The following is a 14741-nucleotide window of genomic DNA, read 5'->3' on the forward strand; positions in this document are numbered from 1 at the left end:
ACATCTGGCCCCCGCTTGCGCCCCCATGTTACGCTGGGGTTCGCGATGACGCGAAGAAGGGCAGGGACAAGGTGGCATTGATCCGGCTGTGGCTGTTCATGTTGGCGGTGCAACTGCTTTTCTATGTGCTGCTGCGGGTCTATGTCCGGTCCGAACAGGTCGAGCGTCTGGAAGACCGGTGGGATGCGCGCCATCCCGACCGGGCTGGCGACAGCGCGGCCCGTCGTGCCTTCATCGCCAAGGCGATGGCAGGCTTCGAGAAAACCCTGAAGGCGCGGCTGACTCTGCTGGTCTTCGTGCTGCCGACGCTGGCCGTTCTGGGCATCGTCTATCTGGTCAACTGGCACTAGGAGCTGCCGTCACATGTATTACCTCCGCGTCGCCATCGGCGTCCTTTTCGGCATCTTCGCCTTTGCCCTGCTGGATTACACGCTGCCGTCCAAGAACACGGTGCGTATCAGCAACACCTATAACCGGCTGACGTCGATCCCGCCGTCGGCCACGATCTTCTGGGCCTCGGACAGCACCGGCACGGTGGAAAATGCGTCCGGTCAGCGCGATGTGCGCTTCATCGACACGGTGCGACCCGGCGGCAATGTCTTCGTCTATCGCAACGAGGATACGGGCTGGGTCTGGCCGCCCTATTTCAAATACGACAGCTCGAACCTGCATGCCGAGGCGACGAACCTGAAGTCGCCGGCGAACGACCCGATCTGGGTCAGCGTCACCGGCTATGGCTGGCGCATGCCGTGGATGTCAACCTATCCCAACGCCATCTCGATCAACCCCGTTGCCGGACCGGACGACCGCCCGATGAACTGGCCCGCCATGGTGATCTGCGTCGTGCTGCTGGTCCTGCTGGCGCTGATCTGGCGGATGTGGGCGCAATTCCAGGAACGCGGGCTGACGCCGCTGCGTGACCGGCTGAACCGAAAGGGCAAATGATGACCCAGAACCCCGGAACCGATCTGCGCACCGACTGGTTCGCCGATCTGCGGATCAACACCCCCGCGGTGGAACGACGTGCGGCGACATTGCCCGCGCGCCGCAGCCTGAAGCAGGACCATCAGGCGGCATGGCTGCTGAACGCCGTGCGCTGCATCGACCTGACCACGCTGGCGGGCGACGACACGCCCGACCGCGTGGCGCGCCTGTGTGCCAAGGCCCGCCAGCCCATCGCGCCCGAACTGCTGGACGCCATGGGCGTCAGCGGTCTGACCACCGGCGCGGTCTGCGTCTATCCGACGATGGTCGGCCCCGCCAAACGTGCGCTTGGCAATTCCGGCATTCCCGTGGCCAGCGTCGCCACCGGTTTCCCTGCCGGTCTGATGCCGCTGGACATGCGTCTGGCCGAGATCCGTTACGCGCTGGATGAAGGCGCGGATGAAATCGACATCGTCATCACCCGCGCCCATGTGTTGCAGGGCGATTGGACGGCGCTTTACGACGAACTTCGCGCCATGCGCGAGGCATGTGGCGCCGCCCGCATGAAGGCCATTCTGGCCACCGGCGATCTGAAGTCGCTGGAAAACGTCGCCCGCGCCAGCCATGTCGCCATGCAGGCGGGGGCGGACTGGATCAAGACATCGACCGGGAAAGAGGCCGTGAACGCCACCCTGCCGGTCAGTCTGGTCATGTGCCGCACCATCCGCGATTACGGCATGCGCACCGGCCATAAGGTCGGCTTCAAGCCCGCAGGTGGCCTGCGCACCGCCAAGGACGCGATCAGCTGGCAGGTTCTGATGGCCGAAGAACTGGGCCGCGAATGGCTGACGCCCGATCTGTTCCGGATCGGCGCCAGCAGCCTTCTGGGCGATATCGAACGACAGATCAGTCATCACGTGACGGGCCGCTATGCCGCGGCCCATCGCCTGGCACTTGCGTAAGGAAACGGGATGAGCCTTGTGAACGACATCATGCAATCCATGGAATACGGCCCCTCGTCCGAGGATGCCTCGGCCGCCCGCGACTGGCTGGCCCGGCGCGGGACGTTCGGCCATTTCATCAACGGCAGCTTCGCGACACCGGGTCAGGTCTTTGAGACCCGCGACCCCTCGACCGGCGATGTGCTAGCCCGCGTGACCCAAGGGACCGCCGATGACATCGCCGCCGCCGTCAAGGCGGCCCGCAAGGCGCAGAAGCCTTGGGCGAACCTCTCGGGGACGGAACGGGCGCGGTTCCTCTATGCCATCGCGCGCCATGTGCAGAAACGCGAACGCTTCCTGTCGGTGCTGGAGACGCTGGACAACGGCAAGCCCATCCGCGAGGCCCGCGACGGGGACATTCCGCTGGTCGCGCGGCACTTCTATCACCACGCAGGCTGGGCCGAGCTTCGCGACACGCAGTTCCCCGACCATGCGCCCTTGGGCGTTTGCGGCCAGATCATCCCGTGGAACTTCCCGCTGCTGATGCTGGCGTGGAAGGTCGCGCCCGCGCTGGCCGCCGGAAATACGGTGGTGCTGAAGCCCGCCGAATACACCCCCCTGACCGCGCTGGCCTTCGCCGAGATTTGTCAGGAAGTCGGCCTGCCCGCAGGCGTCGTCAACATCGTCACCGGCGACGGCGACACCGGTGCGGCGCTGGTTGCGGCTGATGTGGACAAGATCGCCTTCACCGGATCGACCGAGGTTGGTCGCGGCATCGCGCGGGCCCTTGCAGGCACGGGGCGCAAGCTGACGCTGGAGCTGGGCGGCAAATCGCCCTTCATCGTGATGGAGGACGCCGATCTGGACGCCGCCGTCGAAGGTGTCGTGGACAGCATCTGGTTCAATCAGGGGCAGGTCTGCTGTGCAGGCTCGCGCATCCTGGTCGCGGAATTGGTGGCGGAACGGTTCGAAACCCTGATGCGTGCCCGCCTGGACCGCCTGCGTGTCGGCGCGCCTTTGGATAAATCCACCGATATCGGCGCCATCGTCGATCCGGTGCAAAAGGACCGCATCCTGTCGATCTGCAAGGCCGCGACCGATGCCGGGGCCGATCTGGTCGGCGGTCAGCCGCAGGACGGCTGCTTCATTGCGCCCGGCTATCTGAAGAACATCGCCCCCGCCAATCCGGGCATGCAGCAGGAGATCTTTGGTCCCATCGCCACGCTCTCGACCTTCCGCACCGCCGATGAGGCGATCGAGCTGGCCAACAACACCCGCTACGGTCTGGCGGGCAGCGTCTGGTCGGAAAGCGCGACGGTTGCCACCGATATGGCGGCGCGCATCAAGGCGGGTGTCATCTGGATCAACTGTGCCAATATGTTCGACGCGGCGGCCCCCTTTGGCGGCTATCGTGAAAGTGGCTATGGCCGCGAAGGTGGTCATGCCGGCATGCTGGATTATCTGGCGGCCCCCGGTCCCAAGAACGGCGGCGAGGGTGGCAAGCTGAAGCCGCTGGACGCCGTGACCGACGCCGATGCCGCCAAGCCGCAGGGCATCGACCGGACCGCCAAGATGTACATCGGTGGCGCGCAGAAGCGTCCCGACGGTGGCGCGTCCTATGCCGTGCCGGGCGGGCTGGCGCCCCTTGGCAGCCGCAAGGACATCCGCAACGCGGTCGAGGCAGCCTCTAAGGCCGGTAAATGGGCGGCGATGGGTGGTCACGCCCGCGCACAGGTGCTGTATTTCATGGCCGAGAACCTGGCCGCCCGCGCCGATGAATTCGCCGCCCGCACCAACAAGCGCGAGGTCGAGGCCGCCATCGATCGCGCCTTCCACTATGCCGCCTGGGCCGACAAGATCGACGGCCGCAACGTACAGGCCAAGCCGGGCCATCTGGTGAATGTCATCCCCGAACCGATGGGCATCATCGGCATCGCCTGTGCGAACCGCAACCCGCTGGTGGGCTTCCTGTCGCTGGTCCTGCCTGCCATCGCGATGGGCAACAGCGTCGTGGCCATTCCGGCGCAGAACGACCCGCTGGCGGTGACGGATCTGTATCAGGTGCTGGACACCTCGGATGTGCCAGCCGGGGTGGTGAACATCGTGACCGGCGCGCGCGACGCGCTGTCGGCGCATCTGGCGCTGCATGATGAAGTCGCGGCCATGTGGTATTGCGGCACGCCGGAGGGTCAGGCCTCGGTTGATCAGGCGGCCAGCGGCAATCTGAAGCCGGTCTGGTCGGTGCCGCATCGCGACTGGACCGGGAACGACGCGCAGGGGCATGACTTCCTGAACCATGCGGTGCGTCAAAAGACGATCTGGCTGCCCTATGGTGCGCTGCCTGCGGGCAGTGGCAGCGCGGCCTATTGACGAAGAAGGGGGGCCGCGCGGCCCCCCTTTGCTTTACCGGCCCCGAATGCGCGGGTCCATCGCGTCGCGTAACCCGTCGCCGATATAGTTGACGCAAAGCACCGTCAGCGAGATCAGGACACCGGGGAACACCACGCGCGACGGATACAGCACCATCTGGTCCACCGCGTCGTAAAGAAGCCGTCCCCATGTCGGGAAATCGGGCGGGAAGCCAAGTCCCAGAAAGCTGAGCGCCAATTCCGTGATGATCGCGGTGGCGATCCCCAGGGTCGCGGCCACCATGATCGGCGACAGCACGTTCGGCAGGATGTGGCGCAGGATCATCCGGTGGCTGGGCGTTCCGATCGATCGGGCGGCCAGGATGAACTCACGCTCCTTCAGGCCCAGAACCTCGCCCCGGACGATGCGGGCGGCCTGCATCCAGCTGGTCGCCCCGATGGCCGAGACGATCAGCAAGAAGATCCCGAAGGCCGCCCCGAAGGTCTGGGACAAAGGCTCGCGGAACAGGGTCACCATCAGCAGCAGCAGGGGCAGCAAGGGCAGGGCCAGAAACAGCTCGGTCACGCGCATCAGCGGACCGTCAAGACGGCGGAAGTAACCCGCGACTACGCCAATCAGGCTGCCGATGAAGATGGCGATGGCCATGGCGGTCAGTCCGACCGCGATGGACACCTGTCCCCCCGCCATCAAGCGTCCCAGCATGTCGCGGCCCAGCTGATCGGTGCCCAAGGGGTGGGCCAGCGAAAAGCCCTGGTTGCGCGCGCGGATGTCCACATAGGTGGGGTCGGTCCGCCAGATCAGCGGCCCCACCGACACGAACAGGATGATCCCCACGAACAGCACCAGCGCGACCATCGCGCCCCGGTGGCTGCGGAACTGTCGCCAGACATCGCCCCATTGGCTGCGGTTGGGGGCAGGTGCCGGGGCGACGGGCGGCGATGCGGCGGCGGGGGTGGCCGCGTTGCCGGCGGTCAGAGTGGTTCGGTTGACAGGCTCAGTCATAACGGATCCTTGGGTCCAGCACCCCGTAGAGGATGTCTGCGATCAGGGTGAAGACGACGATCAGGATCGCGAAGATGAAGGTCAGGGTCAGCACCATCGGAATATCGTTGCCGTGGATGGCGGTGATCAGCAGCTGGCCCAGCCCGTTCACCTTGAAGACCTGTTCGGTGATGATCGCACCGCCGAAGACGGTGGGCAGGCCAAGCGCGATCACGGTGACGACGGGGATCAGGCTGTTTCTCAGCACGTGTTTCAGCACGACGACGCGTTCGGACAGTCCCTTGGCGCGGGCGGTGCGGACGTAATCCTGACCCAGGTTGTCCAGCATGGATGATCGCATGAAGCGGCTGATCTGGGCGGCATTGTACAGCGCCAGCACCGTCACGGGCATGACCATCTGGCGGACCTGCGCCATGAAGCTGTCCCAGTCCCGCACCTGCAGCGTGGTGTCATAGACCGAAGGGAACCACTGCAGGTTCACGCCGAAGATGATGATCAGCACGACACCGGTAAAGAAGGTCGGCATCGAAAATCCGATCATCGACACGAAGGTGCCGATCTGGTCGAACCAGCTGTATTGCTTGTAGGCCGACAGGATGCCGATGGGAATGGCGATCAGGATGCCCACCACATAGGACATGCCCACCACCGTCAGAGTCTGGGGCACGCGCTGCGCGATCACGTCGAAGACGGGGCTGCGCGACTGGAAGCTGATGATGCGCTGCATGTCGGCGCTGAAGGCGGTGCCGAAGATCTGGTCGAACCAGTACAGCGGCTCGACCCAGAAGAACTGCTTCAGCCACAGGACATAGCGGATGGGCCAGGGTTCGCCCAGACCAAGGGCGGCGCGCATGCGGTCGCGAACCTCGGGGGGGACGGTCAGGGGGACATCACCAAGCGGATCGCCGGGGGATGCTTCCAGCAGCAGGAAGATCACCAGCGAGATGAACAGCAATGTCGGGATCGCCAGCAAAAGCCGGCGTATGGTGAAATTCAGCATGATGCCTCGGTCGAAGGGTTGCGGGCGGGGATATGCCCCGCCCTGCGCCAGAAGGGCCGCCCCGGTAAGGGGGCGGCCGCGGGTGTCATTCCGCCGCGCGCGACCAGTCGGCGACGTTCCAGATTTCGCTGTCCCATGCGTTCAGCTGAACGCCCTGCAGCGTGTTGGAATGGGCCGAGGCGGTGCCGCGATAGACCAGCGGGATGATGGCATTGCTGTCCTTGGTCAGCATGTCGTTCATCTTGCGGCCCATCTCGGCGCGTTCGTCGGCGTCGATGATGCCTTCCAGTTCAGACACCATGCGATCGTATTCGGGATCGCAGAAGCGGCTGGTGCCTTCACCCTGCCACTGGTTGGCGGGCGAGGGCGCCTTGTTGCAGGTGTGCTTGGCCAGATAGGGGGCCGGGTTGTTGCCGTCGAAGTTGTCGGCATACATCTCGACGTCGGCATAGAACTTCTGCAGCGTGTCGGGCGAGCCCGCATCCGATCCGAAGAAGACCGAGGCGTCGATGGTCTTCAGTTCGGTTTCCACGCCGATTTCCGACCACCACTGCTTGATCAGCGCTTGGAAGTCCTGACGCACCGCATTGACCGAGGTCTGATAGAGGATCGACAGACGCACGCCGTCCTTTTCACGCACGCCGTCGCCGCCCTTGACCCAGCCCGCTTCGTCCAGCAGGGCATTCGCGCCCTCGATGTCCTGGGTCATGCATTCGGTATTGTCGGATGCCCATGCCGCGGGGGCCGGGACATAGTTGCAGGTCGGCTTGCCCGCCGGACCATAGCCGATTTCCACCAGCAGTTCGCGGTCGATGGCCATGGACAGCGCCTTGCGCACCGCCGGGTCGGACATGAACGGATGCGGATGCTGCGAGGTCGAGCGTTCTTCCGCAGGCAGGTTGGGCGAGGGGTCCGTCAGGTTGACGTGCAGGCGTTCGACAAGGCTGCCGAAGGCGGCGCTGACCTTGCCACGACCCGCAGCCTCCATCCCGGCGATGACGTCGGGGGCCAGCTGGGTGTTCCAAGCATAGTCGAATTCGCCGGTTTCCAGCACCGAACGCGCCGCACCTGCCGCATCGCCGCCGCCCTTGACCAGAACGGTCGCGAAGGCGGGCTTGGCGGGGTCGCGGTATTCGGGGTTCGCCTCCAGCGAGATGGTGTCATTGGTCAGGAATTCCGTCACGCGGAAGGGACCGGTGCCGACGGGGTTGAAGTTCTGATCCGTGCAGGTCGGGGCATTGGCACCCGTGCAATCGGCGAATTGCGCCTTTTGCAGCACCGGCGACTGTGCCCCCACGAAGGCCGAGAACGGGTCCGGGCGCGGCGCATTGAAGGTGATCTTGACGGTCTGGGGATCGACGGCCTCGATGCTGGTGATGCCTTCGAATTTGGCCAGCTGCGAACAGCCGCCTTCGGGGTCCATGCAGTAATTGGCGGTGAAGACCACGTCATCGGCGGTGAAAGGCGTGCCGTCCGACCATTTCACGTCGTCGCGCAGCTTCCAGGTAACCGAGGTCATATCTTCGGAAATGCCGCCGTTTTCCAGGCTGGGCAGTTCCGCGGCCAAACGCGGATACATCGCGCCCTCGGCGTCATAGCCCGCCAGCGGTTCCAGCGTCAGGCTGCTGGCGATGACTTCCTTGGTGCCGCCCGACAGATAGGGGTGCATGGTGGTGGGCGCTTGCCACATGATCAGGCCAAGCTGACCGTCGCTGCCGCGTTCGGCGAATGCGGCGGGGGCCATCGTCAGCGACGCGACGGCGCCCATCAGAACGGTTCTCAGTTTCATCAGGCTCTCCTGTTGGGGTTGGACCCGCGGGTTGTCTGCGCATCTGCGACCATTCGAGGGTCGTGCTTGGTTTGTGATGTCCCGATCTTGTTGGGCATGTTTGTGATGTCGCCATCCCTGCGGAATGGGGGCATCATCAGACAAAGCCCAATCCGAAAGCAAGTCCCATCGCGCAGGCAGCCCCGCCGCCTTTGCGCTTTGACTTTTGCAGGGCAGCGACTAGCCTTCCGATCTGCACAGCATCCGGAGGGCAGCATGCTTGACGACAAACCACTCGTTTCAATCGAGAAACTTCGCGTCGAATTCCAGACGAACGACGGCGTGGTGGTGGGCGTCAAGGATGTCAGCTTCGACATCAAGCCGGGCGAATGCGTCTGCGTGGTCGGCGAATCCGGGTCGGGCAAATCGGTCAGCTCGCTGTCGCTGATGCGGCTGGTGGAATTCGGGGGCGGCTCCATCACGGGCGGCAGGCTGATGTTCGAAAAGGGCGACGGGCAGGTGGTGGACCTTGCCACGCAGGGCGGTCCGGCAATGCGCGACATCCGCGGCAACCAGATCGGGATGATCTTTCAGGAACCGATGACGGCGCTGAACCCGGTCTTTACCGTGGGCGACCAGCTGGCCGAGGGTCTGATGGCGCATCGCGGCATGACCAAGGCGCAGGCCCGCGCCCGCGCGCTGGAGATCCTGCGTCAGGTCCGCATGCCCGAACCCGAACGCCGTCTGGACCAGTATCCGCACGAACTGTCGGGCGGCATGCGCCAGCGAATCGTCATTGCCATCGCCATGGCCTGCGAACCGCGCCTGCTGATCTGCGACGAACCCACGACCGCGCTGGACGTGACGATTCAGGCCGAAATCCTGGCGCTGATCGACCGTTTGAAGCGGGAAAAACAGATTGCCGTTCTTTTCATCACCCATGACATGGCTGTGGTCGCACAGATGGCAGATCGTGTCGTGGTCATGTACCGCGGCGACAAGGTCGAAGAAGGCCCGGTCGAGCAGATCTTTGAAAACCCGCGCGAAGATTACACCAAGATGCTGCTGGCCGCCGTGCCCCGTCTGGGTGAAATGACCGGCAAGCCTGCCCCCGAACGTCTGCGCCTGATGGGCGACGGCACGCATGGCGCCCCCGAACCCATCATCGTCACCGACCCCAAGCCGCTGCTGACGGTCCAGAACCTGACCACTCGCTTTGCCGTCAAGGGCGGTGTGCTGCGACGCACGCTGGCCCATGTCCATGCGGTCGAGGATGTCAGCTTTACCATCAACGGTGGGGAAACCCTGTCGCTGGTCGGTGAATCGGGCTGTGGGAAATCCACCTGCGGGCGGTCGATCCTGCGCTTGGTCGAACCGGAATCGGGTCAGGTCGATCTGGGCGGAACCGATGTGCTGGCGCTGTCGCAGCGGGCGCTGCGCAAGGCGCGGCGCGACATGCAGATGATCTTTCAGGACCCCTTCGCCAGCCTTGATCCGCATATGAAGCTGTATGATCAGGTCGCCGAGCCGATGCAGAATTACGGAATCGGCAGTCGCAGCGAACGCGAAGACCGCATCGCCGCCCTGTTCGACCGGGTCGAGCTGCCGCGCCATTTCATGCGTCGCTACCCGCACGAGATGTCGGGCGGTCAGCGCCAGCGCATCGCCATCGCACGCGCCCTGGCGCTGAACCCCAAGCTGATCATCGCCGATGAGGCCGTGTCGGCGCTGGATGTCTCGGTGCAGGCGCAGGTGTTGAACCTGCTGATGGAATTGCAGCAGGACATGGGCATTTCCATGCTGTTCATCAGCCACGACATGGCCGTCGTCGAACGCGTCAGTCACCACGTCGGCGTCATGTATCTGGGCCGCATCGTCGAATTGGGCACGCGTGCGCAGGTCTTCGAGAACCCGCAGCACAGCTATACCCGCCAGCTGATGTCGGCGGTGCCCGTGGCCGATCCACGCCAGAAAAAGATATCTGAGGATCTGAACTTCCGTCCGATCCCCTCGCCGATCCATCCGGTCGATTACACGCCCCAGCCCTCGGTCTATCGCGAGGTTGCGCCGGGTCATCGTGTGCTGGTCGATCCCGTCACCCACAGCTGAAGTCCGGCAGGCCAAGACTTGCAGATCATGCAGGAACGCGCCAACCTGCCGCCGAAGGAGAACATCATGCCCGTCAAGAACCGCTTTGCCGAACTGCTGCCCGAGATCACCGCATGGCGCCGCGATTTCCACGAAAACCCCGAACTGCTTTACGAAGTGCATCGCACCGCCGGCAAGGTCGCCGAACTGCTGCGCGAATTCGGTTGCGACGAGGTGACCGAGGGCATCGGTCGCACCGGCGTCGTGGGCGTCATCAAGGGTCGCAGCGACAGCAAGGGCCGCGTTGTGGGTCTGCGCGCCGACATGGACGCGCTGCCGATCACCGAACAGACCGGCGTCGAATATGCCAGCAAGACGCCGGGCAAGATGCATGCCTGCGGCCATGACGGCCATACCGCCATGCTGCTGGGGGCGGCGAAATATCTGGCCGAGACCCGCAATTTCGATGGCACCGCCGTGGTCATCTTCCAGCCCGCCGAGGAAGGCGGGGCAGGGGCCGAGGCGATGATCAAGGACGGGCTGGTCGATCGTTGGGGCATCGACGAATTTTATGGCATGCACAACATGCCGGGGATGCCGGTGGGCCAGTTCTCGATCCGGCCCGGCGCGATGATGGCATCGGCGGATCAGTTCGACATCACCGTCACGGGCAAGGGTGGCCATGCGGCCAAGCCGAACGAATGCATCGACACGACGCTGACCGCCGCCCAGATCATCGTGGCGCTGCAATCCATCGTGGCACGCAATATCGACCCGCTGAAGAACGCCGTGATCTCGGTCTGCGTGGTGACGACGGATTCGACGGCGCATAACGTCATCCCGCAGGTGGTCAAGCTGAAGGGCACCGCCCGCAGTCTGGCCCCCGAGGTCCGCGACCAACTGGAAGCGGCCATCAAGCGCGTCGCCACCAATATGGCCGCGGCCATGGGTGCCACGGCGGATGTGAATTACGAACGCGGTTATCCGGTGACGATGAACAACGAACAGGCCACCGATTGGGCCGCCGACATTGCCCGCCAGATCAGCGGCGATGTGGATATGGACATGCAGCCGATGATGGGCGGCGAGGATTTCAGCTATATGCTGAACGAACGTCCCGGCGCCTATATCTGGGTCGGCAACGGCGACACGGCGATGGTCCACCACCCCGCCTACAACTTCAACGACGAGGCGATCCCCGCCGGGTCCAGCTGGTATGCCGGCATGGTCGAGGCCCGTCTGCCCGCCGCGTGATGGCGTCGCCTGATGGCGATGTCGCGACGCGCATGCCAGCGGTCGCAAACATGATTGTCATTCGCGGACAATAGGACGAAATGCAGGGGCGCGGGACGCAAGATCCCGCGCCACGGCAATGAAGGGGACGAACGTCAGATGAAAACCTATACCCTGCGCGTGACCTGCGCCTCGACCCGCGGCATCGTCGCGGCGATCTCGGGCTTTCTGGCGGACGCCGATTGCAACATCACCGACAGCGCGCAATTCGACGATGTGGAAACCGGCCGTTTCTTCATGCGCGTCAGCTTCCGGTCCGAAGGCGATGCCACGCTGGAAAGCCTGCGTCGCGACATCGCCCCCGTGGCCGAGCGTCTGGGGATGGAGGTCGGCCTGACCGATGACGCGGTCAAGAAGAAGGTGCTGATCATGGTCAGCCGCTTCGGTCACTGTCTGAACGACCTGCTGTATCGCTGGCGCATCGGCGCGCTGCCGATCGATATCGTGGGCGTCATCTCGAACCACCACGAATACCAGAAGGTCGTCGTCAATCACGACATCCCCTTTCACATGATCCGCGTCACCCCCGAAAACAAGGCCGAGGCCGAGGCCCGTCAGATGGCCGTGATCGAGGAATCGGGCGCCGAACTGGTCGTGCTGGCGCGCTATATGCAGGTGCTGTCGGACCGGATGTGCCAGCAGATGTCGGGGCGGATCATCAATATCCACCACTCGTTCCTGCCCAGCTTCAAGGGGGCGAACCCCTACAAGCAGGCCTATGAGCGTGGCGTCAAGCTGATCGGGGCGACCAGCCACTATGTCACTGCCGATCTGGACGAAGGTCCGATCATCGAACAGGACACCGTGCGCGTCACCCATGCGCAATCGGCCAGCGATTACGTGTCCCTTGGTCGCGACGTCGAGGCGCAGGTTCTGGCCCGCGCGGTCCATGCGCATATCCATGGCCGCGTCTTCCTGAATGCGGCCAAGACGGTGGTCTTCCCGGCCTCGCCGGGCAGCTATGCCAGCGAACGCATGGGCTGAGGCAACTAGACCAGCGGCAACCGCGGCTGCGCCAGCACATGGGTGGCGTATTCCGCGGCGACCGGCGCGATGCGGTCATGGACCGGGGTCTGCGCACAAAGCTGCCACCACCGGCGATAGAACGGCAGATCGCCTGCCTTGATCGTCTGATGGGGGTTCAGCCGCAGCGCCCGGTCGCCGGTCTGCGCCAGATGCGTCAGGATCTGTTGTTCCTGATCCCCGGACAGCTTTAGGTGGAAAGGCTTGGCGATCCGGCCCGCAAAATGGATCACCACCGGGTCGAATTTGCGCGGGACGTCGTGGAAGCGGTAGTTGTAGCGGTCATGCGCCCGCAGGTAATTGCTGCCATGTGTCAGCGAATAAAGCCCTTGATCCCCGAACCCCAGCCCTCGCTCCTGCGCCCGCGTGGCCGTCTGCAGATAGGTCTGAATGCCGACGCCGTCGCGGCGCAGACGGTCCAGATCGATGACCATCACTCCGCTGTTGAAGACCCCCTTGGAGATCCGCAGCACCTTGGCATCCGACAACGCCCGACCCTGCGGCGGCAGGGCCGGCCTGCACAGGATCGGCGGCGTCGTGGGCAATTCGCGGCAAGCGGCAACGTATTGGCCCAGCAGCGGTTGCGTCGCGAAGGGCAGCAGATCGCCCGTCACAAGCGTGTCCAGCGGGTCGATGTAAATGATCCGGTCCATGGTCGCGGGCAGGTATTCATGTGCGATGAACCACAGGAAGCGCGCGCCGAAAGGCCGGTTGCCCAGTTGGCTGAGGGTCGCGAAATCCTTACGCTCCTGCACGGTGATCACATGCAGCACCAGGTTCGGCAGGCCGTCGCAGAAGGCGCCAAGGGCATCCAGCTTGTCCTGAGACAGGCTCAGGTGGAACAGCCAGAAGTCGATCTGATCGCCGGGGTGGGATTGCGACAGCGACAGCAGCATCACTTGCAACACATCCGCATCATGCCCCCCAAGCGATGTCATCACGTTCAGATGCGCCGGTTCGCGGCGTTCGGAATGGCGGCGACGCTGCAGCGCGTCCATCGCGACGGGGCCAAGGGCGGGAAGGCGGCGATAGGCGATTCTGGCCAGCTGGCGGGGGTGCAGGGACGGCATCTGAGCCTGTATCTGGGGGCGCTGGCGACAGGGCGGCCTGCGGCGGTCACGGGTTCTTTACATTGCACAGGGCACCGCATCATCCGCAAGGCTGCTTGGACGCCTGCAGGTGGAAATGCGAACGCCCCGCCCTGTCGGACAGGGCGGGGCGTTGTGTCGGATCGGACAGATTACTGCGGGATCTGCGCGGTGATGCCTTCGACGAAGAAGTTCATGCTTTGCAGGTCGCTGTCGGGGGCGGTTTCACCCTCGGCCAGCCATTCGGTGCCGTCAGCCTTGTTCAGCGGGCCGGTGAAGGGGTGGTATTCGCCCGCGCCGATCTTGTCGCGCAGGGCCTCGGCCTCGGCCTTGACCTCGGCGGGGACGGCGTTGGTGATCTCGCCGATGACGACTTCGCCTTCACCGATGCCGGCCCAGCTGGCGCCGCTTTCCCATGTGCCGTCCAGCATCTGGCCCACGCGCTTGATGTAATAGGGCGACCATTCGTCGATGATGGATGCCACGCGCGGGCTGGGGGCAAAGGCCGCCATGTCGCTGGCCTGACCGAAGCCGATGGCGCCGGCTTCCTGCGCCTTGGCAAGCGGCGCGGTTGAATTGGTGTGCTGCAGGATCACGTTGACGCCTTCGGCCAGCAGGGCGGATGCGGCGTCGGCCTCTTTCGCCGGATCGAACCAGCTGTAGGCCCAGACCACCTTCATCTCGACGTCGGGGTTCACCTTCTTGGCGTGGATGAAGCTGGAGTTGATGCCCTGGATCACCTCGGGGATGGGGAAGGACCCGATATAGCCGATCTTGTTCGATTCCGTCATGCGACCCGCGATGGTGCCCGTGACGGCGCGGCCTTCGTAGAAGCGGGCGTCATAAGTGGCGACGTTTTCCGCCTGCTTGTAGCCGGTGGCATGTTCGAATTTCACGTCGGGGAATTTCGCCGCGACGTTCATCACCGGGTCCATGAAGCCGAAGCTGGTCGCGAAGATCAGCTTGTTGCCCGCCAGCGCCAGTTGGGTCAGCGCACGTTCGGCATCGGCCCCTTCCGGCACGCTTTCGATGAAGGTGGTCTCGACCTTGTCGCCATATTCGGCCTCGACCGCTTGGCGGGCCTGATCGTGCTGGAAGGTCCAGCCGCCGTCGCCCACCGGGCCGACATAGATGAAGCCGACCTTCAGCGGCTCGTCCTGCGCCATGGCGGGGACGGCCATGGCCATCAGGATCGCGGAGGCCGAGGCAAGAAGGGTTCTGCGTTGCATGTGGGGTATCCTCTG

At 64.4% G+C, this 14741-nt stretch carries 12 protein-coding genes; 7 read left to right on the forward strand and 5 right to left on the reverse strand.

Annotated elements, in window-relative coordinates; all coding sequences use genetic code 11:
• The first annotated feature begins 71 nt into the window (after positions 1 to 71).
• Genes SJY40_RS02055 through SJY40_RS02070 form a run of 4 tightly spaced genes read left to right on the forward strand, consistent with a single transcriptional unit; the run spans position 72 to position 4235 of the window.
• Positions 72 to 350 carry a hypothetical protein gene (locus SJY40_RS02055; RefSeq protein WP_378942147.1) on the forward strand — a complete coding sequence of 93 codons (279 nt, stop codon included), beginning with the start codon at positions 72 to 74 and terminating at the stop codon, positions 348 to 350.
• Between the two features lie 13 nt (positions 351 to 363).
• The gene (locus SJY40_RS02060; RefSeq protein ID WP_378942150.1) at positions 364 to 945 is read left to right on the forward strand and encodes a DUF1523 family protein; all 582 of its coding nucleotides are present in this window, start codon (positions 364 to 366) and stop codon (positions 943 to 945) included.
• Positions 942 to 1886 (forward strand): deoxyribose-phosphate aldolase, encoded by a 945-nt coding sequence (deoC, locus tag SJY40_RS02065; RefSeq protein WP_378942152.1) that lies wholly within the window; start codon positions 942 to 944, stop codon positions 1884 to 1886. The genes SJY40_RS02060 and deoC overlap by 4 nt, the downstream gene beginning before the upstream one ends.
• A gap of 9 nt (positions 1887 to 1895) precedes the next feature.
• Positions 1896 to 4235, forward strand: a complete 2340-nt coding sequence (locus tag SJY40_RS02070) for an aldehyde dehydrogenase family protein (protein WP_378942155.1) — start codon at positions 1896 to 1898, stop codon at positions 4233 to 4235.
• Between the two features lie 33 nt (positions 4236 to 4268).
• On the opposite strand, the gene SJY40_RS02075 is transcribed toward SJY40_RS02070, so the two are convergent.
• From SJY40_RS02075 to SJY40_RS02085, 3 genes are all read right to left on the reverse strand, one after another.
• The gene (locus tag SJY40_RS02075; protein WP_378942157.1) at positions 4269 to 5237 is read right to left on the reverse strand and encodes an ABC transporter permease; all 969 of its coding nucleotides are present in this window, start codon (positions 5235 to 5237) and stop codon (positions 4269 to 4271) included.
• On the reverse strand, positions 5230 to 6237 hold the full coding sequence (locus tag SJY40_RS02080) for an ABC transporter permease (RefSeq protein ID WP_378942160.1): 1008 nt from the start codon (positions 6235 to 6237) through the stop codon (positions 5230 to 5232). Before SJY40_RS02080 ends, SJY40_RS02075 begins: the two co-directional genes overlap by 8 nt.
• A gap of 85 nt (positions 6238 to 6322) precedes the next feature.
• Entirely contained in the window at positions 6323 to 8026 is a 1704-nt protein-coding gene (locus SJY40_RS02085) for a peptide ABC transporter substrate-binding protein (protein ID WP_378942163.1), read from the reverse strand.
• A gap of 255 nt (positions 8027 to 8281) precedes the next feature.
• Between SJY40_RS02085 and SJY40_RS02090 the strand changes: the two genes are divergently transcribed.
• From SJY40_RS02090 to purU, 3 genes are all read left to right on the forward strand, one after another.
• The gene (locus SJY40_RS02090; protein ID WP_378942165.1) at positions 8282 to 10114 is read left to right on the forward strand and encodes a dipeptide ABC transporter ATP-binding protein; all 1833 of its coding nucleotides are present in this window, start codon (positions 8282 to 8284) and stop codon (positions 10112 to 10114) included.
• Positions 10115 to 10180: 66 nt separating this feature from the next.
• On the forward strand, positions 10181 to 11347 hold the full coding sequence (locus SJY40_RS02095; protein WP_378948246.1) for a M20 aminoacylase family protein: 1167 nt from the start codon (positions 10181 to 10183) through the stop codon (positions 11345 to 11347).
• Between the two features lie 138 nt (positions 11348 to 11485).
• On the forward strand, positions 11486 to 12370 hold the full coding sequence (purU, locus tag SJY40_RS02100; RefSeq protein WP_378942167.1) for a formyltetrahydrofolate deformylase: 885 nt from the start codon (positions 11486 to 11488) through the stop codon (positions 12368 to 12370).
• A gap of 5 nt (positions 12371 to 12375) precedes the next feature.
• Here the strand turns inward: purU and SJY40_RS02105 are convergent, their stop codons facing one another.
• On the reverse strand, positions 12376 to 13479 hold the full coding sequence (locus SJY40_RS02105) for a glycosyltransferase family 8 protein (protein WP_378942169.1): 1104 nt from the start codon (positions 13477 to 13479) through the stop codon (positions 12376 to 12378).
• A 170-nt stretch (positions 13480 to 13649) separates the two neighbouring features.
• Positions 13650 to 14726, reverse strand: a complete 1077-nt coding sequence (locus tag SJY40_RS02110; RefSeq protein WP_378942171.1) for a BMP family ABC transporter substrate-binding protein — start codon at positions 14724 to 14726, stop codon at positions 13650 to 13652.
• Positions 14727 to 14741 lie beyond the last annotated feature (15 nt).

This window comes from Paracoccus sp. R86501 (assembly GCF_042466435.1).
Taxonomy (GTDB): domain Bacteria; phylum Pseudomonadota; class Alphaproteobacteria; order Rhodobacterales; family Rhodobacteraceae; genus Paracoccus.